Source organism: Mycobacterium sp. Aquia_213, assembly GCF_026625985.1.
In the GTDB taxonomy this organism is placed as follows: domain Bacteria; phylum Actinomycetota; class Actinomycetes; order Mycobacteriales; family Mycobacteriaceae; genus Mycobacterium.
Map to the genome: position 1 here is coordinate 4206008 of NZ_CP113116.1, position 25081 is coordinate 4231088.

General features: G+C 65.5%; 26 protein-coding genes. 14 read left to right on the forward strand and 12 right to left on the reverse strand.

Going from position 1 to position 25081, the window contains the following annotated elements; genetic code table 11:
• The first annotated feature begins 10 nt into the window (after positions 1–10).
• A complete protein-coding gene (locus LMQ14_RS19510) occupies positions 11–349 on the forward strand; it encodes a DMT family transporter (protein ID WP_267731160.1) in 339 nt (112 codons plus the stop codon).
• On the opposite strand, the gene LMQ14_RS19515 is transcribed toward LMQ14_RS19510, so the two are convergent.
• Positions 321–1271, reverse strand: a complete 951-nt coding sequence (locus tag LMQ14_RS19515; protein ID WP_267731161.1) for an alpha/beta fold hydrolase — start codon at positions 1269–1271, stop codon at positions 321–323. The two genes, LMQ14_RS19510 and LMQ14_RS19515, sit on opposite strands and share 29 nt — an antisense overlap.
• Positions 1272–1398: 127 nt before the next feature.
• On the opposite strand from LMQ14_RS19515, the gene LMQ14_RS19520 reads away from it, so the two are divergent.
• Positions 1399–2115 carry a hypothetical protein gene (locus LMQ14_RS19520; protein ID WP_267731162.1) on the forward strand — a complete coding sequence of 239 codons (717 nt, stop codon included), beginning with the start codon at positions 1399–1401 and terminating at the stop codon, positions 2113–2115.
• Here the strand turns inward: LMQ14_RS19520 and LMQ14_RS19525 are convergent.
• On the reverse strand, positions 2105–2947 hold the full coding sequence (locus tag LMQ14_RS19525; RefSeq protein ID WP_267731163.1) for an alpha/beta fold hydrolase: 843 nt from the start codon (positions 2945–2947) through the stop codon (positions 2105–2107). The genes LMQ14_RS19520 and LMQ14_RS19525 overlap by 11 nt on opposite strands.
• A gap of 203 nt (positions 2948–3150) precedes the next feature.
• Between LMQ14_RS19525 and LMQ14_RS19530 the strand changes: the two genes are divergently transcribed.
• Together LMQ14_RS19530 and LMQ14_RS19535 are read left to right on the forward strand one after the other, a co-directional pair.
• A complete protein-coding gene (locus tag LMQ14_RS19530; protein ID WP_267731164.1) occupies positions 3151–4218 on the forward strand; it encodes an NAD(P)-dependent alcohol dehydrogenase in 1068 nt (355 codons plus the stop codon).
• 48 nt (positions 4219–4266) lie between these two features.
• Positions 4267–5085, forward strand: a complete 819-nt coding sequence (locus tag LMQ14_RS19535; RefSeq protein ID WP_267731165.1) for a helix-turn-helix domain-containing protein — start codon at positions 4267–4269, stop codon at positions 5083–5085.
• Positions 5086–5089: 4 nt separating this feature from the next.
• Here LMQ14_RS19535 and LMQ14_RS19540 read toward each other — a convergent pair whose 3' ends face one another.
• The gene (locus LMQ14_RS19540; RefSeq protein ID WP_267731166.1) at positions 5090–5581 is read right to left on the reverse strand and encodes a hypothetical protein; all 492 of its coding nucleotides are present in this window, start codon (positions 5579–5581) and stop codon (positions 5090–5092) included.
• 154 nt (positions 5582–5735) lie between these two features.
• Here LMQ14_RS19540 and LMQ14_RS19545 point away from each other — a divergent pair, with 154 nt between their 5' ends.
• From LMQ14_RS19545 to LMQ14_RS19555, 3 genes are all read left to right on the forward strand, one after another.
• A complete protein-coding gene (locus LMQ14_RS19545) occupies positions 5736–6455 on the forward strand; it encodes a hypothetical protein (protein WP_267731167.1) in 720 nt (239 codons plus the stop codon).
• A gap of 266 nt (positions 6456–6721) precedes the next feature.
• The gene (locus LMQ14_RS19550; protein ID WP_267735603.1) at positions 6722–9157 is read left to right on the forward strand and encodes a glycogen/starch/alpha-glucan phosphorylase; all 2436 of its coding nucleotides are present in this window, start codon (positions 6722–6724) and stop codon (positions 9155–9157) included.
• A gap of 79 nt (positions 9158–9236) precedes the next feature.
• Entirely contained in the window at positions 9237–9803 is a 567-nt protein-coding gene (locus LMQ14_RS19555) for a hypothetical protein (protein WP_267731168.1), read from the forward strand.
• Between the two features lie 19 nt (positions 9804–9822).
• Here LMQ14_RS19555 and LMQ14_RS19560 read toward each other — a convergent pair whose 3' ends face one another.
• Both LMQ14_RS19560 and LMQ14_RS19565 read right to left on the reverse strand, forming a co-directional pair.
• The gene (locus LMQ14_RS19560) at positions 9823–10029 is read right to left on the reverse strand and encodes a long chain fatty acid-CoA synthetase Faa4p (RefSeq protein WP_267731169.1); all 207 of its coding nucleotides are present in this window, start codon (positions 10027–10029) and stop codon (positions 9823–9825) included.
• A 214-nt stretch (positions 10030–10243) separates the two neighbouring features.
• Positions 10244–12439 (reverse strand): acyl-CoA dehydrogenase, encoded by a 2196-nt coding sequence (locus tag LMQ14_RS19565; protein ID WP_267731170.1) that lies wholly within the window; start codon positions 12437–12439, stop codon positions 10244–10246.
• 113 nt (positions 12440–12552) lie between these two features.
• Between LMQ14_RS19565 and LMQ14_RS19570 the strand changes: the two genes are divergently transcribed.
• Genes LMQ14_RS19570 through LMQ14_RS19580 form a run of 3 tightly spaced genes read left to right on the forward strand, consistent with a single transcriptional unit; the run spans position 12553 to position 15382 of the window.
• The gene (locus LMQ14_RS19570) at positions 12553–13371 is read left to right on the forward strand and encodes an amidohydrolase family protein (RefSeq protein ID WP_267731171.1); all 819 of its coding nucleotides are present in this window, start codon (positions 12553–12555) and stop codon (positions 13369–13371) included.
• Positions 13364–14872 carry a class I adenylate-forming enzyme family protein gene (locus LMQ14_RS19575; RefSeq protein ID WP_267731172.1) on the forward strand — a complete coding sequence of 503 codons (1509 nt, stop codon included), beginning with the start codon at positions 13364–13366 and terminating at the stop codon, positions 14870–14872. Before LMQ14_RS19570 ends, LMQ14_RS19575 begins: the two co-directional genes overlap by 8 nt.
• Positions 14873–14878: 6 nt before the next feature.
• On the forward strand, positions 14879–15382 hold the full coding sequence (locus LMQ14_RS19580) for a polyketide cyclase / dehydrase and lipid transport family protein (protein WP_267731173.1): 504 nt from the start codon (positions 14879–14881) through the stop codon (positions 15380–15382).
• Positions 15383–15404: 22 nt separating this feature from the next.
• Here LMQ14_RS19580 and LMQ14_RS19585 read toward each other — a convergent pair whose 3' ends face one another.
• A complete protein-coding gene (locus LMQ14_RS19585; protein ID WP_267731174.1) occupies positions 15405–16211 on the reverse strand; it encodes an SDR family oxidoreductase in 807 nt (268 codons plus the stop codon).
• Positions 16208–17086: an HpcH/HpaI aldolase/citrate lyase family protein gene (locus tag LMQ14_RS19590; RefSeq protein WP_267731175.1), complete on the reverse strand. Its 879-nt coding sequence runs from the start codon at positions 17084–17086 to the stop codon at positions 16208–16210. Before LMQ14_RS19590 ends, LMQ14_RS19585 begins: the two co-directional genes overlap by 4 nt.
• A 189-nt stretch (positions 17087–17275) precedes the next feature.
• Between LMQ14_RS19590 and LMQ14_RS19595 the strand changes: the two genes are divergently transcribed.
• The 4 genes from LMQ14_RS19595 (at position 17276) to LMQ14_RS19610 (ending at position 19531) form a co-directional block, all read left to right on the forward strand.
• Positions 17276–17461 (forward strand): hypothetical protein, encoded by a 186-nt coding sequence (locus LMQ14_RS19595; protein ID WP_267731176.1) that lies wholly within the window; start codon positions 17276–17278, stop codon positions 17459–17461.
• Positions 17462–17624: 163 nt separating this feature from the next.
• Complete coding sequence (locus LMQ14_RS19600; protein ID WP_267731177.1) at positions 17625–17909, forward strand: hypothetical protein; 285 nt, start codon at positions 17625–17627, stop codon at positions 17907–17909.
• A complete protein-coding gene (locus LMQ14_RS19605; RefSeq protein WP_267731178.1) occupies positions 17906–18604 on the forward strand; it encodes a PAS and ANTAR domain-containing protein in 699 nt (232 codons plus the stop codon). The genes LMQ14_RS19600 and LMQ14_RS19605 overlap by 4 nt, the downstream gene beginning before the upstream one ends.
• A 51-nt stretch (positions 18605–18655) precedes the next feature.
• Positions 18656–19531: a pyridoxamine 5'-phosphate oxidase family protein gene (locus LMQ14_RS19610; protein WP_267731179.1), complete on the forward strand. Its 876-nt coding sequence runs from the start codon at positions 18656–18658 to the stop codon at positions 19529–19531.
• A 67-nt stretch (positions 19532–19598) separates the two neighbouring features.
• Here LMQ14_RS19610 and LMQ14_RS19615 read toward each other — a convergent pair whose 3' ends face one another.
• The 5 genes from LMQ14_RS19615 to LMQ14_RS19635 form a co-directional block, all read right to left on the reverse strand.
• Positions 19599–20807 (reverse strand): glycoside hydrolase family 76 protein, encoded by a 1209-nt coding sequence (locus tag LMQ14_RS19615; protein WP_267731180.1) that lies wholly within the window; start codon positions 20805–20807, stop codon positions 19599–19601.
• Positions 20808–20982: 175 nt separating this feature from the next.
• Positions 20983–21399 (reverse strand): hypothetical protein, encoded by a 417-nt coding sequence (locus tag LMQ14_RS19620; RefSeq protein ID WP_267731181.1) that lies wholly within the window; start codon positions 21397–21399, stop codon positions 20983–20985.
• Between the two features lie 16 nt (positions 21400–21415).
• On the reverse strand, positions 21416–22912 hold the full coding sequence (locus LMQ14_RS19625; protein ID WP_267731182.1) for a glycoside hydrolase family 130 protein: 1497 nt from the start codon (positions 22910–22912) through the stop codon (positions 21416–21418).
• On the reverse strand, positions 22909–23931 hold the full coding sequence (locus LMQ14_RS19630; protein WP_267731183.1) for a glycosyltransferase: 1023 nt from the start codon (positions 23929–23931) through the stop codon (positions 22909–22911). Before LMQ14_RS19630 ends, LMQ14_RS19625 begins: the two co-directional genes overlap by 4 nt.
• Positions 23928–25061 (reverse strand): glycosyltransferase, encoded by a 1134-nt coding sequence (locus LMQ14_RS19635; protein ID WP_267731184.1) that lies wholly within the window; start codon positions 25059–25061, stop codon positions 23928–23930. Before LMQ14_RS19635 ends, LMQ14_RS19630 begins: the two co-directional genes overlap by 4 nt.
• Positions 25062–25081 lie beyond the last annotated feature (20 nt).

The window sequence follows — 25081 nt, forward strand, 5'->3', positions numbered from 1 at the left end:
ACACATCCGTATGCAAGGAGGCGCATTCACATACCTGCTCCTGTTCGGCGCGATCATCGCGGAGGTGGTGGCGACCAGCCTGCTCAAGAGCACCGAGGGCTTCAGTCGCCTGTGGCCGACCGTGATCTGTCTGGTCGGCTACGGCGTCTCTTTTGCACTCCTGGCGTGGTCGATCCAGCGCGGTATGCAGACGGACGTCGCCTATGCGTTGTGGTCGGCGATCGGCACGGCCGCCATCGTGCTGATCGCCGTGCTGTTTTTGGGCTCCCCGATATCCGTGACGAAGGTCGTCGGCGTCGGGCTGATCATCGTCGGCGTGGTCACGTTGAACCTGTCCGGCGCGCATTGATCGCGCCGACGGTTTCGGTCCAGGTGAGCAGTCGCTGCCACAGCCGCAGCCGACTCGACGCCATGTTGTGGCAGTGCGCGCTGTGGGCCAACACAAACGTGGTGATGTCGGGGCTGCTGCAATACAGGGCCGCCTCGGCGCGCGGGTTCGGCGAGACGTCCACCGCGCCGTAGCCGAGGAGCACGGGGACGTCGATCAGCGCGGCGTGCTCGGCGACCACACCGGGAATCATGGCCGTTCCGAATATCCGCGGTACCACCGATTTCGTGGTCACGGAGTCGGCCGCCACGACATCGGCGGGGACGTCGTCGAGATGAAACCAACTCTGCATGTGCTCGCGCGGGCCTTCGAAATACGCTTGGGGAAGAGCCGAAAGGATCTCCTGCGCAAGCACTGCGCGGCCGCCTGCCGTAGCGGCGCGGGCAATGAACGCCGGGTCCAGGTTCAGCGGCGCGACATGCTGATTGGTACATCCGAAGATCGCCAGCCCCGTATAGCTGGGGAACAGTGCTTGCTGAGTGATCGCCAGGTAGCCGCCCAGCGAATGCGCGACGGCGACCGGCGGCGCGTGGTCCCCGGTTGCGGCGGGCAGCGCGGAGATGGCGCAGGCCAGCGCGGCAGCGATATCGTTGAAATCGAAATCTCTTGTGGGCTTTGAGCTTTCGCCGGTGCCCAACGGATCGACCGTCAGGACCGCGTAACCGTTCTCGGTGGCGAACTCGGCAAAGCTGTAGCCGCTTTGGCCGGCGACATGGAAATCCCAGTATTCGCGGCTATAGGTGCCACCGGGCAGGCAGACCAGCACCGCGGGGGCCGCGACGCGGTTGCGCGCCGGGTAGTAGGTCGCGGCCAGCGATGCCTGCTCCTCGATCACCTCACTGACATCGAAACGCAGCGGCGTTCGGACATGCGCAGAAGTCATGGCGAGCGTTTCCTTCGCGGTTGGTTCGCGACATCACACTAGCCGGGTGCAACCTCTGACATGCGCGTTCACCCGCCGTGACCAGGACTCCAAGGATTCGTGGAGGCCGGCGGGAGAACCTCCTCTCATGATCAGGATCGCGACCGTAGCCCGCGCCGCTGCCGTTGCGCTGCTGACCGGCGCTGCCGCACTGGGTCTGGCGACGGGCACAGCCCTGGCCACTCCCGGTTTCCCCGGCCCGTCCAGCAGCGGCGGCATCCTCTACGGCGATCCGGCGGCGGCCGGCCCGTTCTGGCGCTATCAGCAATACGACGACGACTGCGTCGAGATGGCGGTCGCCGACGTGGTCGGAGAACTGACCGGCACTCAGCCGTCCGAGGAGGAAATCGTCAAGCTCGCCCAGGCAACGCCCAGCAGCGTTCACCCCGGACCGATCTACAAGAAGCCGAAAAAGCACCATACCGGTGGAGGCACCTCGTTCGACGACGAGCCGACGCTGCTGGCGCACTACGGAATCCGCGCGGTGAGCATCGACAAGGAAACCGGCGCACCGACCCACGGCCCCGCCAGCATGAAGGCGCTGGAGCAGGATCTGGCCAAGGGTCGCAAGGTCATTGTCGGGGTCAACGCCGAAGTCATCTGGGGTGACCTCGTCGAGGACAAAACCTCGGACGGACAACCCGAGGCCAACCACGCGGTGGTGGTGACTGGTGTCGACACGGCGACCGGCCTCGTCCACCTCAACGACAGCGGCAGCGAGCAGGGCCGCGACGAGAAGGTCTCGATCGACGTCTTCGTCCGAGCATGGGACGGCAGCGACGATCAGATGACCGTCACCAGCTAGGTGCGCGGGTCGTCAACGGCGCGCTCAGCAGGCTGAGCAGCGCGTCGGTCACCTCGCGGGGGCGTTCCTCCATGATGTAATGGTCGGCGCCGCGCAGCCGGATCAGTTCGGCGTGCGGAATGCCCTCGGCCAGTTCGCGTGCGGTGCTGAACGGGATATAGGGGTCGCGGTCGCCCCAGACCACGGAGACCGGGCAGCGGATGGTCCCAAGCCCCTCCGCGAGCCACGGAACGGCGGGGACCTCGTAGTGGGCGAAGAATTCCCAAAACGTCCGCCTGCCCTGAGCGGTCCTCATCCAACCCAGGTATTCGGCTTCCAGCGCGGTGTCGAAGCAACCGATTTGGCGGTAGCGGGCCAGTGCCCGGTGGTGCAGCGCGGCCAGCGGAAATCGCCGTGCGGCCGCCGCTACCGCCGGGCGGGTGGCGATCCAGTGTTGGCCCTGCGAAAAGCGGTAGAACCACGGGCGGAAAATGCCGTGCGCGCGAGTGTTCAACAGGGCGAGCCGCAACACTCGTTCGGGATGGCGAATGGCATAACCCAGTCCGACGAAGCCACCGTAATCGTGGGCACACAGGTTGAATCGTTGCCATCCCAACTGCTGCGCAAATCGTTCGATCCACTCCACTTGGTTGCCGTACGTCGGTGCGGTCGACGGCGGATCGGACCGGCCGAAGCCGGGCCAGTCCGGCGCCACGACATGACGGCCGTCGGCCAGCGCCGTGATCTGGTGGCGCCAGCAGGACGCGCTCTGCGGGTAGCCGTGCAGCAACAACAACGGCTCTCCGCTGCCAGCGGCCACTCCGGACACCCTGCGCCCGTCGACATTCCACATGGTGGAAACGTATTCGAATTCGACTCCGCGCTACCCCACGCTTTGAGACGGACCGCGCTCCATTACCGCCACCGCAAGCAACTGTTGCCAGAGCAATAGTTTGCTGGCATTGTCAGGATCAAAGTAGCTGTATCACAACATGTCTCAAACCGCCGCGGTCGGGCGGGTGTCTGTGACGCGCTGAAATGGGGAAGGTCATGAAGATGCGGGCGGCTCGGATGCACGGATACAACGAGCCGCTGCGGCTCGAGGAGATCCCCGTCCCCGACATCGGCCCGAACGAGGTCCTGATCAAGGTGGCAGCCGCCGGCATGTGCCGCAGCGATTACCAATTGGTCGACGGCTATTTCCGCGAAGGCTTTCCGCTCACGTTCCCCATTACGCCGGGTCACGAGGTGGCGGGGCGGGTGCACGCGGTGGGTGCCGACGTGCCCGCATCGGCGGGGCTGGCCGACGGGACGCTGGTGGTGGTCAACCCGAACTGGGGTGATGGGCAATGCCGGCAATGTCACGAGGGCAATGAGCAACTCTGCGCTGCCGGACAGCTGGCGGGGTTCGGGCCGCCCGGCGGATTCGCGGAGTACATGCCGGTGCAATACCGACATGTCATCGCGGTACCGGAGCAGGCCGATCACACCCCGCAGACGCTGGCCCCGCTGACCGATGCCGGGCTGACGCCGTACCGCGGCATGAAGAAGCTTGCCGCGGCCGGAAAACTCGGCGGGGGCCGCACCGTGGTCGTCAACGGCATCGGCGGTCTCGGGGGCTATGGGGTGCAGTACGCCCGATTGCTCGGCGGCGGGGCGACGGTGGTGGCGTTCGCGCGTAACGACGACAAACTCGCCGTCGCAAAGGAAAACGGCGCCCATCACACCGTGAACACGCGAAACAAGACGGCCGAAGAGGTGCAGAACGAACTGGAAGATCTGACCGGCCGCAGAGAAGTCGATGCGGTGCTGGACTGCGCGGGAGCCAAAGAGTCACTGGAGCTTGGGTTTTCGATCCTGGGGAAGGAAGGCGCGCTCACCTGTGTCGGCCTGATCGGGCAGCAGGGCGCACAGGTACCCATATTTCCGTTCGTGAGCGGAGAGAAGTCGTACTCCGGATCGTTCTGGGGCAGCCACAACGACTTGACCGAGGTTCTCGCGCTCGCCAGCCAGGGGCTGATCAAACACCACATCGTCCCGGTCAAACTGGACGACATCAACGAGCGCTTGGATGCGTTGGGGCGCGGCGACGTGGTCGGACGCGCGGTCGTCATCTTCGACTGAACACCGCCTTTATCTCCGGTGCTGCCAGCACAGGCTTAAACTCGGACGATGGCTACGGGAGCCAGCCCGTTGGGTGAATACCTGCGCGCGCGGCGACAGCAGGTGCGGCCCGAGGATTGCGGGCTGGTTCCCGGCACTCGCCGCCGCGTCGCTGGTTTGCGCCGCGAAGAGCTGGCAATGCTCGCCGGCATCAGCGCTGAGTACTACCTGCGCCTCGAAGTGGGCCGCGACAAGAATCCGTCACCGCAGGTGCTTGATGCGCTCGCACGAGCCCTGCAGTTGGACGCCAAAGCCACGCATCATTTGCACAACCTCGCCAACCCAACCGGATCGGATACCCCCCAGCTGGTTGCACGTGCCTACGAGTTAGCCGAATTGATCGACCAGTTTTCGATGCCGGCCTTCGTGGCCAACCGGTACCTGGATGTGTTGGCGGCCAACGCGATTGCCAGCGCGCTGTCACCAGAGTTCACACCGGGACGAAACTTCCTGCGCTGGCGACTGTCCGAACCAGCCGCCCGCGAGCTCTACATAGATTGGGACGAGGCGACGGCTAGTGCCGTGGGCGGTTTGCGGGAGCTCAGCGGTCACTTTCCCAACGATGCTCGCATGCGGGCATTAACAGATGAACTGTGCGCTCTCAGCCCACGGTTCTGTGAACTATGGTTCGACGGCACGGACGTCGGTTACCACTTGCAGACCCGCCACTTCCGTCATCCTCTGGTCGGCGAGCTTCTTCTCCACACACACCGGTTGAACGCGCCGTATGCCGGCGGGGATCACGTGGTGATGTTTCGCGCCGACCTCGGCAGCGACTCGCATCGAGCACTCGAGAAGCTGCGATCTTTGTCGTCCTTGGCGGATTAGTGGCCTAGTCGCGTTGGCGCGCAATGTAAATCGCACTTTCTCCCGAAGCGCTCGCTATGCTGCGAGCTTCAATCGCCTTGACGCTGTTGGAGAACGCCTTACCCAAGGACCCCTTGCCGACGGTTCCCAGCACGAATGACAGCACCCGTCCCTTCAGGTTCTTCCCCTCGCGGACGATGACGACATCGATGTCGGTCGTTCCGCCTGGCTGCCGGGTGAGCGTGTAGGTGTAGCCGGAGGCTCCGCCGAACACATTGGAATCGATGGTCGTGAGCTTGACGTGATTCGGGTCCGACCAGTCGTAAAGCAATCGTTCCCAGATGCCGCCCGACCCCTCCGTGACGTCGGCCGCAACGGGGCCGCTGTCATGCACCGTCAGATAGGCATCGGCGCTGTTCTTGAAAATCTTCGACCGTCCCGGTCCGAAGTCGGTGAGCCCGGCGATGAACTGCTCGGGGGTCGACGTGGTCGACGCGTGAAAGTGGATGACGGACATGACAAATTCCTTTCTCAATGAGGTTGGGTACCTGCGCCAATCAGCAAGCTGCGCAGATTCGAAATTCCAGCGACCGGCGCACCAGCCGATCCCGATTGATACCTGGTATTGACAGGGACACTTTGGAGCCGAAACCTCGGCCTATGATCGATCGATGTCGGGCCTGCTTGATGCCGTGCTCGCGGCACACGGAGGACTTGGTCGCTGGCGCCAGTTCGATTCGATGGAGGCGACCATCGTCAGTGGCGGCAAGTTATGGGAGGTCAAGGGCCAGCCGCAAGATCCGACGCCGCGGAGAATGACTGTTGCGCTGCAACGCGAATGGGCTTCCGTACAACCATTTGGTGCGGCCGACCAGAAAACCGATTTCACGCCCGAGCGCATTACGATCGAAAAGCTCGACGGCCGAATCGTCGCCGAGCGGCACGACCCCCGAGAATCGTTCGCCGGCCACGTATTGACCACTCCGTGGGATCCGTTGCAGCGCGCCTACTTTAACGGCTACGCCCTATGGACCTATCTGACCACACCGTTCTTTATGACACTGCCCGGATTCGTGGTCAACGACATCGATCCCGTCGAAGACAACGGTGAGCGCTGGCCAGGACTGCAAGTGCGTTTTCCCGACCACTTCGCCAGCCACAGCAGCGCCCAAGAGTTCTACTTCGGCGATGACCACCTGCTGCGCCGCCACGACTACCGTGTCGACGTCGCCGGCGGGTTCGCCGCGATCCAATACGTCTACGACCCGGTGGAGGCCGACGGCATCAAGCTGCCGTCCAGGCGCCGGGCGTATCGCTGTGACGACAGCGGCCGGCTGATGCCCGACGAGCTCATGGTGTCGATCGACGTGAGCGACGTCCAGCTCAGCTGATCCGGCCGGCCTTCGCCGCCGACGACAGCGCCGTTTCGTCGCCAGTACGTGGGCTTGCGTTCACGCGGCGGTCGTCATTTTCGCGCCTGGTGTGCAAACACCGCTGACAGACTGACGAACTGCGCGCGGCCGGGCAGATCGGTGCGATACTGCCACCACATCTAGGGAGTAGGACTCACATGACCGATCTCGATCAGACCCCCTCCGACGCTGTGTCTGCCACCGGTTCGCGACCGGCGGAACTCGCCGAGCACTCCCGCACCGGGATGGGCGCCCCCGCGCTGCAGCGCGCGATCACCGATCACCTGCGTTACTCGATCGGCCGGCCGGCCGCGGCCCTGCGGCCCGAGCACTACTACCGGGCGCTGGCGCTGGCGGTGCGCGACCGCATGCAGGACCGCCGGGTGGCGTCGACGCAGACCTCGCTGGATCTCGGACGCAAGGTGACCTGCTATCTGTCGGCCGAATTCCTGATGGGTCCGCAGCTGGGCAACAACCTGCTGAACCTGGGCTTGGAAGGCGCGGCCAAGTCCGCGCTGGCCGCGATGGGCCAGAAGCTCGACGAGGTGCTGGCCTGCGAGGAGGAGCCGGGGCTGGGCAACGGCGGCCTCGGCCGGCTCGCGGCGTGCTACTTGGACTCGCTGGCCACCCTGGAGCGCCCGGCCATCGGCTACGGCATCCGCTACGAGTTCGGGATCTTCGACCAGGAGATCCACGACGGCTGGCAAGTCGAGCAGACCGACAACTGGCTGGATCGCGGAAACCCTTGGGAGATCGCTAAACCCGACGTCAACTACGTGGTCAAATGGGGCGGACACGTCGAGCACTACACCGACGACGCCGGACGCGAACGCTCCCGCTGGGCTCCCGGGCTGATGCTCAAAGGCGTCGCGTACGACACGCCCATCCAGGGCTACGGCGTCAATACCTGCAACGTGCTGACGTTGTGGAGCGCGCGGGCGGTCAAGTCATTTGCGTTGGACGCCTTCAACACCGGCGATTACTACAAGGCGGTCGAGGACGAGGTCACCTCGGAGACGGTCACCAAGGTGCTCTACCCCAACGACGAGCCGGAAGCCGGCAAGCGGCTGCGGCTGTTGCAGCAGCACTTCTTCGTGTCCTGCTCGCTGCAGCACGTCCTGCACATCATGGATGATCTTGCCGACGCGGGCGTCCGGGAACTCCCCCAGCGATTCGCCTTGCAACTCAACGACACTCACCCTTCGATCGGGGTCGCCGAGCTGATGCGGCTGCTGATCGACGAGCGGCTGCTCGAGTGGGAAGAGGCCTGGGACATCACCGTCGCGACGTTCGCCTACACCAACCACACCCTGCTGCCGGAAGCCCTGGAGACCTGGCCGCTGGAGATGTTCGGCGCCTCGCTGCCGCGCCACCTGGAGATCATCTACGAGATCAACCGGCGGTTCCTCAACGAGGTGCGCACCCGGTTCCTCGGCGACGCCGACCGCGTCCGGAGGATGTCGCTGATCGGTGAGGACGGCGCCAAGTTCGTCCGGATGGCGCACCTGGCGACCGTCGGCAGCCACGCGATCAACGGCGTCGCCGCGCTGCACTCGGAGCTGCTGAAAGAGAGTGTGCTCAAAGACTTCTACGAGATGTGGCCGGAGCGATTCAGCAACAAGACAAACGGAGTGACACCGCGCCGCTTCCTCGCGCTGGCCAACCCCGGGCTGCGCGAGCTGCTGGACCGCACGATCGGCGAGGGCTGGCTGACCGATCTCGGGCGTCTGCGCGGACTGGAGCCCTTCGTCGACGACTCCTCGTTCCGGGCGCAGTGGCGAGACATCAAGCGCACCAACAAAGCTCGGCTGGCCTCGTTCATCCGCACGGCGACCGGTGTCGAACTGAACCCGGAATGGATTTTCGACATCCAGGTCAAGCGCATTCACGAGTACAAGCGTCAGCATCTCAACCTGCTGCACATCGTGGCGCTGTACTACCGGCTCAAGCAGAATCCCGAACTCTCAATTCCGCCGCGGGCCTTTATCTTTGGCGGCAAGGCAGCTCCCGGCTATTTCTTGGCCAAGCGGATCATCAAGCTGATCAACGCCGTCGGAGAGACGATCAACAGCGACCCGGACGTCAACAAGTTCCTGAAGGTCGCGTTCATCCCGAACTTCAACGTGCAGAACGCGCACCTGATCTATCCGGCCGCTAACGTGTCCGAGCAGATCTCCACCGCAGGCAAAGAGGCCTCAGGTACCGGAAATATGAAGTTCATGATCAACGGCGCCTTGACGGTCGGCACCCTCGATGGCGCCAACGTCGAGATTCGCGAAGAAGCCGGGGCGGAGAACTTCTTCCTGTTCGGCCTGACCGTCGACGAGGTCGAGGCACTCAAGGCAGGTGGCTACCGCCCGGCGGATTACATCGACAGCAACGACGAGCTGAGCGCGGTGCTGAATCTGATTGCGGACGGCACCTTTTCGCACGGCGACACCGAGGTGTTCAAGCCGCTGGTGGACAACCTGCGCTACGACGACCCCTTCCTGGTGTGTGCCGACTATGCCTCCTACGTGGAATGCCAAGCACGCGTCAGCGCGGCGTGGCAGGACGGGGAGTCGTGGACCAAGATGTCGATCCTGAACACCGCACGCAGCGGCAAGTTCTCATCCGATCGCGCCATCGCGGAGTACTGCGACGACATCTGGAAGGTCTGGCCGCTGACGGTGAAGATCTGAGCCGTTCGGGGCTAGGGGCGCGGGCGTCTAAGCTTTCGGCATGCCGATTCTAGGAGACGCAACTACCGTCACAGCGCGATTGACGAAGTCCGCATCCAACGCATTGCGGATCCAACTCGCCACTTCCGACGGCAGTGAATTGGCGCGCGCCCAGCAAAAGGGCGGCGCGAGCGTGCTGTTCGGATTCAAGAACGGCGGCAAAAGCGACTACACCCTGTCCACCGCTGCGGGCGACGAACTTCGGATCGCGGTGGCAGGTACCACGACCATCACCCGACAGGATTCACCCATCGGCAGAATTGTGCCGGCCGACGGCGCAGCCAGGTTAGAAGACGGCGGTGGAACCGTTCTGGCGGTGGTTGCGCCGCACTCCGGCTTCAAGGCCGACCGCGCCTGGCATCACCGGATCCTGTCTCCCGCCGGTGACGAACTCGGTGTCCTCACCTTGATTACGGTGCACACCGGCTGGCACGACATCGATTCCGAGGCCATGCAATTGCTGTTCGATTACAACGTCAATGCCCAGAAGACCCCGTCGGCGGGTGCGCTGCTAAAACTTCGCGCGCGGGTCGCGCCAGAACTCGGCGACGTCATGGCCGCGGCGTGCGTCGACTTCTCTGTGCTGCCGCGCGGGTACGTCGCGTAAGGCGCGACGTGCCGTAGGACTAACCGATCTCTTTGGCGACGTAGACGATGATGTAACCCACCGGGATGCCGGTGCGCTCGGCGATGCATTCGCGCGCCACCAAGTCCACCGTGGCCCGGCGACTAGCGCGGGCAACAGCAGCTATTTCGGGGATCCGGACGAGCCACCCATCGGTCTCTCGAGTGATCTCGATGTCAAAGCACTGACCGACCTTTGGGAAGGTCACACGCTGAACGCTACGCGGCGATTGCGCACGTCGCAGGGTGGGCTGAATAAGCATTTGCTTTTCCTGAGTCGACAATGGGCCGCGCGCAAGAATAATGCGAAACGGTGCAAAACACCTAATCGGCCGACCCCACTGGGCTGTGGCTGTGATCTCGGCGTTGTGTGACCGTAATCAGTGGAACCCCGGCACGACGTGGCACCGAAACCAAGCCCGGTCACGGGTCGCGAGGCAGCCCCAACAACCGTTCGGCAATGATGTTCAGCTGCACCTCCGAGGTGCCTCCGTAAATCGTGGTTGCCCGGCTGGTCAGGAGGTACTGGGCCCACTCGCCCTCCAGCACTTCAGGATCGCCGATTGCGCCGTCGACGCCGAACGACCCCAGCCCGAACTCCGCGTAGTGCTGGGCGGTGCGCATCGAGAGCAACTTGGATATCGCGGCCGAGGGCAGCGCATCACCACCGGCAAGCGTCAGCAGCGTCGAGCGCAGATTGAGGACCTTGCCCGCGTGCCCTTCGGCGATCAACTGGCCGGCGCGGTTCTGCGTAATCTGGTCGAACTGGCCGTCGCGCATGAGCTCGACAAGACGGTCCAGGCTGGCGAGATTGGGGTTCTCGGCGCTGCCGATAGTCACTCGCTCGGCGGTCAGCGTGTTGCGGCTGACCTCCCAACCCCGGTTCACCTCGCCGAGCACCCGGTCGTCCGGCACGAACACGTCGTCGATGAATACCTCGTTGAAGAATTCGATGCCGGTGAGCTCACGCAACGGGCGCACGGTGACACCTTCGCTGGCCATGTCCAGCAGAAAGTAGGTGATGCCGTTGTGTTTTGGAGCGTTTGGCTCCGTTCTCGCCAGCAGGGCACCCCACTGCGCGTACTGGGCCAGGGTGGTCCAGATCTTCTGGCCCGTGATTCGCCAGCCACCGTCGACCTTGACGGCCTTGGTGGACAGGCCGGCCAGATCCGAACCGGCACCGGGCTCGGAAAATAGCTGGCACCAGATCATTTCACCGCGCAGCGTCGGCGGCAGGAAGCGCTGCTTCTGCTCTTCGTTGCCGAACGCGACGATCGATGGGACGAGAAAGCTGGCGATGCCCAGTATTGGGCGCCGAACGCGGCCGGCGCTGAATTCCTGCGCGGTGATGATCTGCTCGACCGGGGTGGCCGAACGGCCCCACGGCTTCGGCAGATAAGGCATCACCCAGCCGCCCTCGACGATCGCGGTGGTGCGCTGGTCGGCCGGGATCGCCTTGATGGCAGCGACTTCGGCGCGGACCTCCGCGCGAAGCTGCTCGGTCTCGGGGTCCAGGTCGATGTCGAGCTTGCGCACGCCGGTGGTGGTGGCGGTGTCGACGACGCGCTGCGGATAGTCGGCGGCGCGACCGAACGCGGCGACCAGCCCGAGCGCCCGGCGGTAATAGATGTTGGTGTCATGTTCCCAGGTGAAGCCGATCCCGCCGTGTACCTGGATGCAATCCTGGGTGCAGGTTTGGGCGGCGGCCGGGGCCAACGTGGCAGCCACTGCGGCGGCGAATTCCGCTGCGGATTCTGGCTTTTCGATCCCCTCGTCGAGGGCGCGAGCCGCGTCCCACACCGCGGCGGTGGCCCGCTCGGTGCGGGCGAGCATCTCGGCGCACTTGTGCTTGACCGCCTGGAACTGACCGATGGGCCGGCCGAACTGCTCACGGATCTTGGCGTAGGCCGACGCGGTGTCGGTGGCCCAGCGCGCAACGCCGACGGCCTCGGCCGACAGCAGCGTGGAAGCGATGGCACGCGCGGCGTTGGTGCTCAGGTTGCCGAGCACGCGGTCGTCGCCGACCTCGACGGCGTCGGCCCGGACATGGGCGACCGGCCGCAGCGGGTCCACGCTTGCGACCTGTTCGATGACGAGCTGCCCGGCGTCGAGCGCCACCCATACGGTGCCGACGTCGGTGGACACCGGCAGCACGAGCAGCGTCGCCTGCGCGGCCGCGAGCACCGAACGCGCTTGACCCCCGACCACCAGAACATCGCCCTGCCGCGTGGCCGTCAGCGACGAGTTTGCGCCATCCAACGCATACGTGGCGATCGCCGCACCCGACGCCAGGTCGCCGAGCAGCGTCGAGTCGGGATCGTGGGCCGCAATCAGGGCGCTGGCGATCGCCGACGGGACGAACGGGCCCGGCACCGCACCGCGGCCGAACTCGGCTAGGGCCACTGCCAGCTCGAGGATGCCGAACCCTTGTCCACCAACGGATTCCGCCAGGTGCAGGCCATGGAGTCCCTGGTCGGCGGCGGCCTGCCAATAAGGCGGAGGCGTGGCAATCGGTGTTTCCAGCGCTTGATGCAGCACCTCGGACGGCGCTATGCGCGCTACCAGCGACCGCACCGAATCGGCCAGGTCCTGGTGTTCGGCGGTGATCCCAATGGACATGAGGCTGAGATTACGCGGGCACATCGCTTTGTAACGCCCGGCCTGGTCATTTCCATGCGCGAGGCCCGGCGGTACGATCCGCGATGGCCCGCTGCTTCGAGTCCGGAGGACACATGGTCATCGATCTCTGGGTGAATTCGCTCTCCAAGGAGGCTGCGGCCGCGTTTTTGGGCAAGTCCGGTTTCGGGTCGGTCGAGGGGTTCTTCGGCGTCGATGTCCGAGACGGGATGACCCCCGTCGACCTCGTGGCGGAGATGGACCGGGTCGGCGTCGACCGGGCGGTCTTGAGCACCTCGCTGTCCACGGTGGACGACGACACTTTGGCGTTTGCCGCCGAGCATCGCGACCGGCTCTACCTGGCCACATCGGTCGATCGTCCGGCGCGGCCCCGGCAGCAGAGCATGGCCGTACGCCGGCGGGCCGCCGAGGGAACCGTTGACCTCGTGCGGGTGTCACCCCTGGTCGACCAGTACCCCCTCAACCACGCCCTCTACTACCCCATCTACGCCACCTGCGAGGAGTTGGGCCTCCCCGTCTCGATCAACGTCGGCATCCCCGGGCCGAGGGTCCGGTCGCGGTGCCAGGACCCGGTACTCCTCGAAGATGTACTGATCGACTTTCCCGATCTGGTCGTCATCGGCGCCCACATGGGCCATCCCTACGAAGAACTGCTCATCGAGTACATGCTCAAATGGCCCAACCTCTACCTTTCGAACTCGGCCTATCTGGCCAAGTACATGCATCCGTCGATGACCAAGTTCATGGGGTCACGCCGTGGCCGGGGTCGGGTCCTGTTCGCCTCGGACCATCCGTTCCTCCCCATGGAACGGGCACTGCAAGCCGCCCGGGCGCTGGCCCTGGACGACGGGCCGATGGCCGACTTCCTTGGCGGCACCGCCGAGCGCCTCCTGCGGCAGCCGGCACATGGTTGACCTGCTACCCGACCAGCTGCGGCTGATGGCATCCGCCTACCCCGACGAGGTGGCGTACCGGAACCTCGGCGACGGATCGTCGATCACGTTCGGCCGCTGGGAAACCGAGTCGAACCGGCTGGCCCACGGTCTGCAGGGCAAGGGCGTCCGGAAGGGCGACCTGGTCGCCATCGATCTCGAGGCGGGCCAGATCCTCGACTTCATCGTCACCTATAGCGCGGTGCACAAGATCGGTGCCGTGTCCGTGCCGATGAACAATCGGCTCTCGCCGCCCGAGATGCGGGCCATTCTCGAGCACGCCGAAGTTACCGCCATCGTGTGCAGTCGCGCGTTCGAAGACGCCGTCGCCCCGCTGTGGGGCTCGCTGGCGTCGTTGGCCGTCGTGGCTACCGTCGGTCCGTCGGAGCACGGTCGATTCGCCGACCTCGAGGACCTGAAGGCCGACGACCCCTCGGCCATCCAGGTACCCATCGACGAGACCGACCTGGCCGACGTGATGTACACGTCCGGCACCACTGGCATGCCGAAAGGTGTTGCCGTGCGGCATGGCAACGTCGCGTTGCTGCCCAACGCGCTACCGCGATGGAACGGATTGAAGTGGCTCAGTGCCACCCCGGTATTCACCTTCGCCGGACTCGGCTTCATCTACAACCCGATGAAGGCCGGGATGACTGTGCTCTACCTGCCAAAATTCGACGCCGGGCGGTGGCTCGACATCGTCGCGCGCGAGCGGCCGGTGATCGCCTTCGTGGTCCCGGCCATGGCCAGGCTCCTGATCCACCACCCCGAGTTCGACTCGGCCGATCTCTCGAGCCTGAAGCGGCTCGTACTCGGGAGCGCACCGCTTTCGCCGGACACCGTCGAGCGTTTACAGGCCCGACTACCCGGCGCCGCCGTTCTCAACAGCTACGGCATGACCGAAGGCGGGCACGCCACCTTCACGATGGATGCCGACGGCGCCCGCACGCGGCCGGGTGCCGTCGGGCGGCCCACGCCGCCCGTGGAAGTGCGCATCGTCGACGACCAGGAACAGATCCTGCCTATCGGAGAGATCGGCGAAGTCATCACCCGCAACCCGGCCGGCCATCGCGAGTACTACCGCAACCCCGAGGCCACCGCGCGCATGTGGGAGGGCGGCTGGTTGCACACCGGCGATCTCGGCCGCCTTGACGCCGACGGCTACCTCTACATCGTCGGGCGCAAGAAGGAGATGGTCGTCCGAGGGGGGATGAACATCTACGCAGACGACGTCGAGGCGGTCCTGCAGGCCCACCCGGACGTGGTCGAGGCCGCAGTGGTCGGTATTCCGCACGAGGTGCTGGGTGAGGACATCGCCGCCTACGTCGTCGTGCGACCCGGGGCGACACTATCGACCGCCGAGCTGCAGGGCTTTGCCGGCGAGCGCCTCGCCGACTATAAGGTGCCTCGCCGGGTTCACTACCTTGCGGCACTCCCGAGAAACCCCGGCGGCAAAGTGCTCAAGTCGCAACTGAGAGGCTGAAAGTACATGCAGGACCACAGATTTGACTTCGTCGTCGATGGAACGCCCGAAGAAGTTTGGGACGTGATGTGGAAACAAACCCGGGCCGGTATCCAGACCGACACCGTGAAGATCGAGATCCTCCATCCAGGGGACGAGGAAGGCAACGGGCTGGTGCGGCACTGCCACTTTCCCGTACCGAAGTATTTGCTCTCGGGCGGCAGGGCCCAGTCCTGGGAGTGGATCACCGAGGCCCAGCGCCCGGTGTCGTGGCGGTACGACGCCATCGGCAAGCCGCTGTGGTCGAAGGCCTCAGGCTGGACCCGGCTGGAGGATGTCGGGGACGGCAAGACCCGGGTCTACTTCCGCGAGACCTACGAGGTGTTCAACCCGTTGATGCGCGCCCTGTTCGAGAAGCGGGTCCACCACTTCATCTCCGACGGCAACGACAAGTTGATCGAAGCCGGATTGGTGCGCGCTCTCCAGAAGCTGCGCGCGCGCCAGGAGAGTGGCCCCGAGGGAGCGGCTTGATCGCATAGTTCTGAGCTGGATGTCATTGGTAGCCGGGCAAATCCGGCACACCGCTGGAGGTCAGCCAGCCACCGCCGTCGACAACCAGGACGGCTCCCGTGACGTACGACGCCGCGTCGCTGGCTAGGAACAGCACCGTCTCGGCAACCTCGGTGGTCGAGCCGGGACGCCGCAGCGGGTTCTGGATGGCGCGGTGCTGGTCGTCGCCGGCGATCCTGCGGACCCCCTCCGTCCCCGACATCGCGCCGGGGGCAACGACATTGACCCGGACCCCGTCGGGCCCCCATTCGATCGCGCAGGCGCGGCTGAACGCATCAACCCCGGCCTTGGCCGACACGACGTGCGCCTGCAGCGCCATGCCCCGGTACTGGATCGCGGCGCTGATGTTGACCACGGCGCCACCGTGCTCGCGCAGCCAAAGGTCATATGCGGCTTTGGAGACGTTGAAGGTGCCCACCAGGTCGATGTCGACCACCGCTTTGAATCCGTTGACGCTCAGATTGCTGATCGGGACGGGGAAGTTTCCGGCGGCATTGTTGACGACGACGTCGAGTCGACCGAAGGCGGCCAGCACGTCCTCGACGACGACCGAGACCTCGTCGCTGCGACGGACGTCGCAGACGCCGTAGACAGCCTCAATCCCCTCTTCCCGCAACGCCCTAACCGCGGCCTGAAGATTGGGTTCCTTTCGGCTGCAGATGGCCACGCGAGCGCCGTGCGCTCCCAAAACCCGGGCGGTCTCCAGCCCGAGCCCGGTAGCCCCACCAGTAACCAGCGCCACCTTCCCCTGCAGGAGATCTGTCCGAAATGGGCTCGGGCGCAGCGTCATTCGGATTCCAGTTCGGAGATGAGGTCGGCGAGGGCGAGGATCCGCTGAGCGTCGCGCACATGGAGGCTTTCGATCATGCGGCCATCGACGGCGATGACGCTGTTCCCCGCCTCCTGCGCCTCCTGGTAAGCCACGACGATCTTGCGGGCGTTGGCCAGCTCCTTTTCCGAAGGACCAAACAATTCATTCGCCGGGGCAACCTGGGACGGATGGATCAAAGTCTTACCGTCGAAACCCATCTCGCGGCCCTGCTGGGCCTCGGCCCGGAAACCGGCTTCGTCGGCGATGGTGTTGAACACACCGTCCAAGATGGCCTTCCCCGCCGATCGCGCCCCCAACACGGCCAGCGCCAACGCGGGCACCACCGGTGCGCGTCCGGGCACGTGCAGGCCATGCAGGTCATTCACCAGGTCGTTCGTGCCGACCACCAGTACAGCCAACCGATCGCTGGCCGCGGCGATCTCCTCCGCCCGCAAGATGGCTCGGGGCGTTTCGACCATCGCCCACAGCTGCAATGACTGCGGCGCGTCCAGCGCAGCGAGGGCATCGGCCAGCGCCTGGACCTCTTTTCCGGTCTCCACCTTCGGCACCAGCACCCCATCGGCGGCCGAACCGGCCACGGCGGCGAGATCGTCGTCGTGCCAGTCGGTGCCCGCGCCGTTGATTCGCACCACAACCTCGCGAGGTCGATAGCCGTCTGACGAGACGGCCTCACACACCTTCGCTCGGGAGTCGACTTTGGCGTCGGGGCCAACCGCATCCTCGAGGTCGAATATCAGCACGTCGGCCGGCAGCGATTTGGCCTTCTCGAGTGCTCGATCTTTGTTGCCGGGGAGATAGAGAGCGGATCGGCGCGGGCGGGGCGTCGGTGCCATGGGGTTAGCGTAGAGCTTTCGCCTCGCCCGCCCGGACAGTGGTGGCGGCCCGGATTACGGAAACGCCACGATTTTGTCGCTCAATTCGCGGCATTGTCGCGACGCGCGAAATAGGCCAGTGAGAAACCACGTTTACAGGTTTATGCTGATACACGCGGCGCAATGCCGACCAAAAAGGTAGGTCGAAGCATGAGCACGGACAAAGTTAACCGCGGCATTCTTCTCGCCATCATGGCGCTGGTAGCCATCGCCTACATCGCGCTCTACGAGCAAGCCTCAACCAACTTCAGGGTGTACGTGCCACTGTGTGTGGCGGCCTTGGTGGGACTGCTGGTCCACGACGCGGTGAGCTCCCACAGGCCCCGGAGGCACTGAGCCCTACGCGGGAAGCCCTACGCGGGCTGGTAAAGGGTTTCGAGTCCCTTAGCTCGAACTTGCAGCCGCGGTGACCTGCGGCGAGAGGCCTCGCGACTCCCACGTCGCGCAATCGTGATCTGAATCACCCATCCTTAGCGCGCACCGCACCGAATTACGAAATATGAGTGAACTCGAGCGCGCCGACGATCTGGCGGTGCGAGTCTTCTGGTTCCTTGGCGACCACTGGCTCGGCCACCACGCACCCACCGACGAAGAATTGGCTGAATTGCGAGCCGCAGCGCTCGGCTTCTCGGAGGCGGCACACGACAGCGACCCGGCGGTATCGAAAGCCGGCGACTTGGCCGACGCCGTCCTCGAGATGTTGTCCCCGCTGCGCACGCCGGACAGCCACGCGAAACTGAGGACCGCCAGCGAGGCCTACCAGCAGGCAAGGCTTGGCCAATGACCAGACAAGCCGGCGGCCGCGTCGATCGTCATTCGGCGCCCACACGCCCTGATGAAACCGGTGACGTCAACGGGCTCGCCGCGGTGTCCCCGCAGGCAGTGGGATGGTTCCGCTTCTACTTCGACGACCGCCGGTGGGAGTGGTCTGAGCAGGTGCAGCGGTTGCACGGGTACGAGCCGGGAACCGTGACCCCGACAACCGAGCTGGTGCTTGCGCACAAGCATCCCGATGACCGCGATCAGGTCGCGGCGACCATCGACGCCATCATGCACACCCGCGGGGCGTTGAGCAGTCGGCACCGCATCATCGACACCGGTGGCGCGGTGCACTGGGTGGTCATCATCGGGGATCAGTTCTTGGACGGTCGTGGCGTGGCGATCGGCACCCACGGCTTCTACCTCGACGTCACCCCGACGCACCTTTCACGCGAGGACGCCATCACCGCACGGTTGGGCGAGATCGCGGACAAACGTGCGCCGATCGAGCAAGCCAAAGGCATGTTGATGCTCGTCTACGACCTCGACGAAAACGCCGCATTCGAGTTACTCAGCTGGCTGTCCCAGGAAAACAATGTCAAATTGCGCGTCCTCGCCGAACAAATCGGTGCCACTTTGCGCGCAACCGCGGCCGGTGCAATCGTCGATAGAGCCATTTTCGACCATGCATTGATGACCGCACACCGTCGCGCCGATTAGAGCGAAACCGGTCGCGGGAACTTCTGCAGCACCGCCGACGTTGCTTGAGCCGTGACAGCAACGGGTTTTCACGAGGGCGAGGTGGCGACCCAACGCCGAGCGGGTGTCGAAACGGTCGCAAAACGCCTGGAGAACATGCTCGGTGCACACGGTTTGTCCGCCGGCGCGGCGCAATTCTTGACGACGCAGCGGTTTGCCGCAATCACCGGACGTGACCGCGAGGGGATGCTGTGGATCTCCCCGTTGTCCGGGCAGCCGGGGTTTTTGCGCGGCGCCGACGACCAACTGCAGATTTCGGCCGTTCCGCGCGAGGGTGATCCGCTGCACCGGTTGCCGGTCGGCCAACAGGTCGGGTTGATCGCCATCGATTTCGCCGCCCGGCGCAGAATGCGCATCAACGGCAGCCTCACCGAGAGCGACGACGCCGGCATGATGGTGCATGTCGACCAGGCCTACGGGAACTGCCCGCAGTACATCCACCGCCGCGACGTCAACGTCGCCGCGGTCACTACCACTTCGGAAATGCCAAGGCATGCAACGTCTTTGAGCGCCGTCCAGCAGGCGATGATCGAAGCATCGGACACCTTCTTCCTGGGCACAACGCATCCCACCCGCGGCAGCGATGCGTCGCATCGCGGCGGTCCCGCGGGATTCGTGCGGGTCGACTCCCCCGGACGGCTGTGGTGGCCGGATTACCCGGGCAACAACATGTTCAACAGCTTCGGCAACCTGGCGGTCGACGACGAGGCCGCCCTGTTGTTCGTCGAGTTCGCGAGCGGCGCCAGCCTGCAGCTGTCCGGTACCGCCCAGGTGGAGTGGACCCGCCCCGGCGCGGCCGGTGACGACGGTGGCGTGGGACGTCGTGTCGTGTTTACGGTTGGCTCAATTGTCGGGCTGGGAGATCTGCGTCGCTCAATGGTCGGTTAGCAGGCTCGACTTCCCTGTTGCGCCTTACGATCCGACGGTGGAGCAAAACGAGAAAACCCCGTCGGGCTCAGTGCCCGGCGGAGGTGAGCTGGTGATCCGCCTCGAGCAGCATCCACGCGCTCAGCTGTATCGAGAGATCGCGGCTCGGGTTCGGCGACGACGAGCGCGACGAGTCCGCCAGCTGGGTAAAGGTTTCCAGACCTGCCGGCGCGGTGACCGGGCGGTTCCAATGCGCACCGAACAGCGGCAGCCCGTCCACCTCGGCGCGGTTGCCCCAGGCCGCCCGCGCGGAGGCGTGCACGAGCTGGGCGGCGGTGGTGTCGCCCAGGGCCAGCGCGGTCTGGGCGAGATACCTGGCGAGGATGCCCATGAACAGCCCGGAGTCGTTCCCGTTGCACCCGGCGATCACGCCCCCGTGGGCGAGCCTGTCGGCGGTAGCGGCGACGAGCACCGCGGCGCGGTCACGATGGCTCGAATCGTTTGTGCGCAGGGCTAATTCGGTCTCCAGCCCGATGGCCACGCCCTGACAGTAGGTCAGCAGGGAGCGGTCCATCAGCCCGCTGGGTTCGTGCACGCCGTCGAAGATGAGGCCGCTTTCGGTGTCGCGCAGCCGGGTGTGCAGGAAATCGGCGAGTCGTTCGGCGCGGGACAGCTTGCCCAGGCGCGCCATCGCGATGCCGGTCGGACCGATCCCGGAGGTGCTGTAGTAATCGTGGCCGATCTTCCAGGGCACCGCGCCGACGGCCGGGTTCCAGCCGTTGAGCAGGGCGTTCCGCAGCTTCGGAACGGCATCGTCGAACCGGACGCCGAGCAGCCTGTCGGCGCGTTCGAGCGCCAGCACCAGCCACGACATGTCGTCGCAGTACCCGTTGGTCCAGCCGGTCAGATTGCGGGTGTGAATGCCGCGCGCGATGGCGCTGATCCGGTCGATGCGGTCGGGGGTGCGTGCGCGGTACGCGGCATCCACCGCGCAGTCCAGCAGGTGGGCCTGCCACCAGTAACACCAGCGCGCCAACAACAATTGGTCGAACAGGGACGACGGCCAGTGCAGCGTGCCCAGTTGCACCCCCGGCTGCCACCAGAGCGTGTGCACGTGTCGCTCCATGACCGCCCGCTCCGCCAAATCCGCCCGCTCCCCGGGCCCCACCGGGTCAGGGGCCGACTTCGCCGTAATCGCCGCCGCCTGCGTCGGCTGGTTCACGGCGGTGAGTGTGATCGCGCCCGCGATCGCGAAAAGCAAACCGCGCCGGCTGATCCCCTTGTTCGGGCGATCCATCCGCTCGAGCTCCCCTTTGCTGGACAACGATCGCGGCCGGAAACCGTGCAACTGATTTTATTCCGACATCAACGAAATCCTGAAGAGTCAGAAACGGGCGCGTCCTCGACATCTGAGACACGCGAGCACGCGTGACGGTAACCCTGCGGGTTCGCAGCAGGCGACAGTCCCGCGACTACGGTGCAGGCGGGATGCGATGCCCCTGCGCCAAGGAGCCCGGGTGGCGGATCGTGTTGCGCCCGAACTTGCGATTGTGCATGGGTTCGCGTGCCGACTTCTGGTGTTCGAGCTGCCGGATCAACTCGTGCTTGGCTTGGTGAATAGCGCGCGTGATGTCGGGGTTGTCGGCGACGGCCACCAGCGGCGGCAGACCGGGCAAGGTGGTTCGCAGCGTGACGCGCTGCTCCTTGCGGCCGCGGTTCTGCAACGAGACTTCCAGGCTGACGTTAAGCGGGTCCCACCGGCCCAGATGCGGCTCGAGCGTCGCCAACGCCTCCAGCACGTGTGGGCGTTCCTTGGACACGAATCCCGCGCCCATGTGCAGGACGTACTCGCCGAGCGGATTGTGCGCTCTGTTGGCGGACCTTTTCATCATGCTGATGGTGACCTCATCTCGGGCGATCTGGCTGCTGAATCATCGTGTCCAGCAGCTGCGGAAGTTGCGCGGTGGCGATGCCGATGGAGCGGTCGGCGATTCCGTAAGGGATCACCAGAGTGTCGGCGTGAACGAGCGCGCCGCAGGAGTAGACGACGTTCGGCACGTAGCCGTTCTGTTCGTCGTGGGCGGGGCTGAGCAGCGGGTGCCGCAACCGGCCGAGCACCCGGGCCGGGTCGTCGAGGTCAAGCAGAATCGCGCCGATGCAATACGTGCGCATGGGTCCGACGCCGTGGGTGAGCACCAGCCACCCCACGTCGGTTTCGATTGGCGGGCCACAATTTCCGAGTTGCAGCGCTTCCCATGGCTCGGCCGGCTGCTGGCACGGCGATGCGTTCGTCCAGACCGCCAGATCGTCGGCGAAGGCGACGGTGTTGGTCTCGCGGTCGGATCGCGACATGGCGGCATAACGGCCGTTTATTCGCCGGGGGAACAAGGCTAAACCCTTGTTGGCTGCGGCCTTCCCCACAAGCGGCCCGGAGGTAAAGCACCGGAAGTCCTTGGTCTCGAGCAGTTGTTGGCTGATATGGGAGCCGCTGTAGGCCGTATAGGTGGCGTAGTAGGTGACTGAGCCGTCGTCATCGACGAAGCGAACGAAACGAGCATCCTCCATGCCGGCCTGTTCGGCCTCCATCGACGGCCACAGCACTCGCTCGGAAACCGGTACGTCGCTGGGGAATTCGACGGCGTAGGACCGCCTGGCGATCGTGCGGATCAGGGCGGCCGTGAGCTCCCCGTGTCCGCGGGTGCTCAGGTGGGCCCGGAGACTGTCAAGCCGCTCGTCGAGGTCGGACAGCGTGAAGCGCTCGCCCAGCGCATTGAAGACGTAGTCCGCGGCCTCGCCGGCATTGCCGATGCGGCCCAGTTCGCCGCGGAACACCGCGGCGTCGAGCAGCGCGCCCGACACGCTTCCGGTGGTGGCGAAGGGGGCCGGCTCGTCTATCGTGGCCCGGCCCGCGGCGTCGACGACACCGGTGCGAAACCCGATTGACGAGCGGTGTCCTTCCCCGATCCCGCGCACGCTCATCACGAATCGCAGGCTTCCTGCTGCCGTGCCGGTCTGGTCAGGGTGGGCCACAATGCTGGGGTTGCACAGCGCCGCCCCCTCGATGGCGTACTCGCTGGTAAAAGTGGCGCCCAGCAACAGCATTCGCGCATCGGAGAGGTGTACGCCGGGATCCAGGCGGTCGGCGAGCTCGTTGGCGTGCCGACGGAACGTGCCCACGAGGTCACGGTGGCGTCCGTCGAAGCGGATGACCACATCGTCCAGGGACGACCGAACCTCGTCCTCGGTCAGGGCGAGGATGCGCTTGAGCACCACTCCCGCTCGTGACTCCTGCAGCTCGAAGCCCTCCTGGCCGGGCACGAAGAGCCGGGTGATCACCCGCGCCGGATTGGCCGCGACCCGGTAAGGTTCGCGGATGACGAGGCCGGTCCGCATCAAAGTCATTGTGGGACCAGCGAAAAGCGCTGTGCGTGCTGCAGGGTGGAGATCACCGCAAGGGTCGATTCGGCGCCCTGGTTGAGGTTGACGCACTCGGCGAGCAATCCGTCGAAACCACCACCGGTCTCCGTGTCCCACATGAGCAACCCGGAGTCGTTGGCGCCCTGGAACCAGGCGACGGCCGACCGGATCGCGTCCGGCCAAAGCGCCCGCGGTTCGGCGGCTGCGGCGCGTGCGCAGGCGTCGGCGAGGGTGGCCACCTCGATCGGCTGCTGGTCGAAGGCGGGCCGGCTGTCCTGCGGTCCCCGGCCGCCCACGGGGGTGGGCGAAAGGTGGCCGTCAATCGTTTCGTTGTCGAGCAGCCACTCCAGCAGATCCAGGCCACGCCGTTTCAGGTCCACGTCGTCCAGCGCGACGCCGGCAGCGATCATCGCCTCGGGGAGAATCGCATTCGCGTAAGTGAGCCTTGGCTCGGGCCATGGCCAGTCGGACTTGGTCTCGGGTCTCACGGCACTGGCGGCGTAGTCGGTGAGGAGTCGAAGGGCCGCGGAATTACCGGGCTCGAAGCCGAGCAGTTCGGCGGCGCCGACGGCGGCGAACGCCCTCGCGCGCGGCCACGGTGACCTGGCCTTGGCAGCGCGCTCGAACTGAATCACGGCCAGTCGGCGCACCAGGCTGACGCTGCTGTGGGCGGCGGCGGTGCCGAGCCCCCAGATGCAGCGGCCCCAGTGGTCGTCTGTGGTGGGCTGGTCGGTCCAATGTCCGGCCTGGTCCAGCCGGTTGCGGCAGGAGCCGTCGTAGTACTGCGCGTCGTTCAAGAACTGCAGGGCCTTGCGGGTGAGGCCCTGCACGGCACCCGATGCGTCGGGCTCGCGGGTGCTGACCACGAGCACCCTGGCCATGTCGTCGGTGCAGTACCCGTGCTCACGGCGGGGCTCGGTCATGCAGGCGTGTTCGAAGGTGGCGCGATGGTCGGTCATTCGCAGCAGGTGTGCGAACTCCGGGGTGGGCGCGGTGCCGGTCACGTCAGCGCGGACTGAGTAGCAAGCAGCCGTTGCGCCACGCCGACGTAGGCGTTGGCGACGACGGGCCAGGCGATGGTCGGGGCCAGCCCACGGGCTTCGGCGGCCATGGACTCCGCGACGTGCGGATCGGTCAGCAGCCGGCGCAGCGCTGCGAGCAGTGCGTCGGGTTCGTCGTGGGCGACGACGGTGCCCGCGCCGCTGCCGAGGAGCTCGACCGCGTGCGGGAAAGCCGTTGCCACGATCGGGCGGCCACTGGCGACGGAGTCCACCAGCACACCCGAGGTCACCTGGTCCTTCGAGTCGTAGGGCAGGACGACGACGGTGGCCGTCTGGATGAGCGCGGTGAGCTCGTCGGGGGTGCGGTACACGGGGTCGAAGAACACCGAATCGGCGACGCCGAGGCGTTTCGCCTGCGCGACAAGCGCTTCGCGATACCTTTCCCCCTGCGCGGCGAGGACCTTGGGGTGAGTCCGGCCGGCGATGACGTACCGCGGCGAGTTGGGCAGGTTCTGCAGCGATGCCATGGCGTCGATGACCCGCTCGATGCCCTTGCCCGGTCCCAACAGACCCCAGGTCAACATGGTCGGCCGGTCGGGATGCGGCACGCCGTTGGTCGTGGGGAGTGCCGCGCCGTGCGGAATGACGGTGACCTTGTGGCCGTCGACGGCGAAGACTGCGTGCAGGCGTTGGCGGGCCACCTCCGACATCACGATCACTTGATCGGCCACTGCCATCACCGATTCGAGCACCGAAAGTTGGTGCGGTGTCGGATGTTTGAGCACCGTGTGAACGACGACGATCGACGGGACGCGCAATCCGGCCATAATCTGGACGACTTCGTCTCCGTCGAGACCGCCATAGATGCCGTACTCGTGCTGGATGACGGCGACGTCGCTCTGGTTGAGGAGCTCGGAGGTTGCCGCTGCGGAGGAAGCCGAGCCGTTGACGAGCTCGCCGGCAACGTTGGGCTCCTGGCAGACGTCACCGTCGGCGATGCGCACGACATTGACGTCGGCGCCTCTGGCCGTTAGTCCGTTCACCAGGGCCGCGCTAAAGGTCGCCAGGCCGCATGGTGTCGGCGAGTAGGTGCCGAGGATGCCAAAGCTCGGCACGTACGAAAAATGTTGCATCCCAAAGGGAGCAATCAATG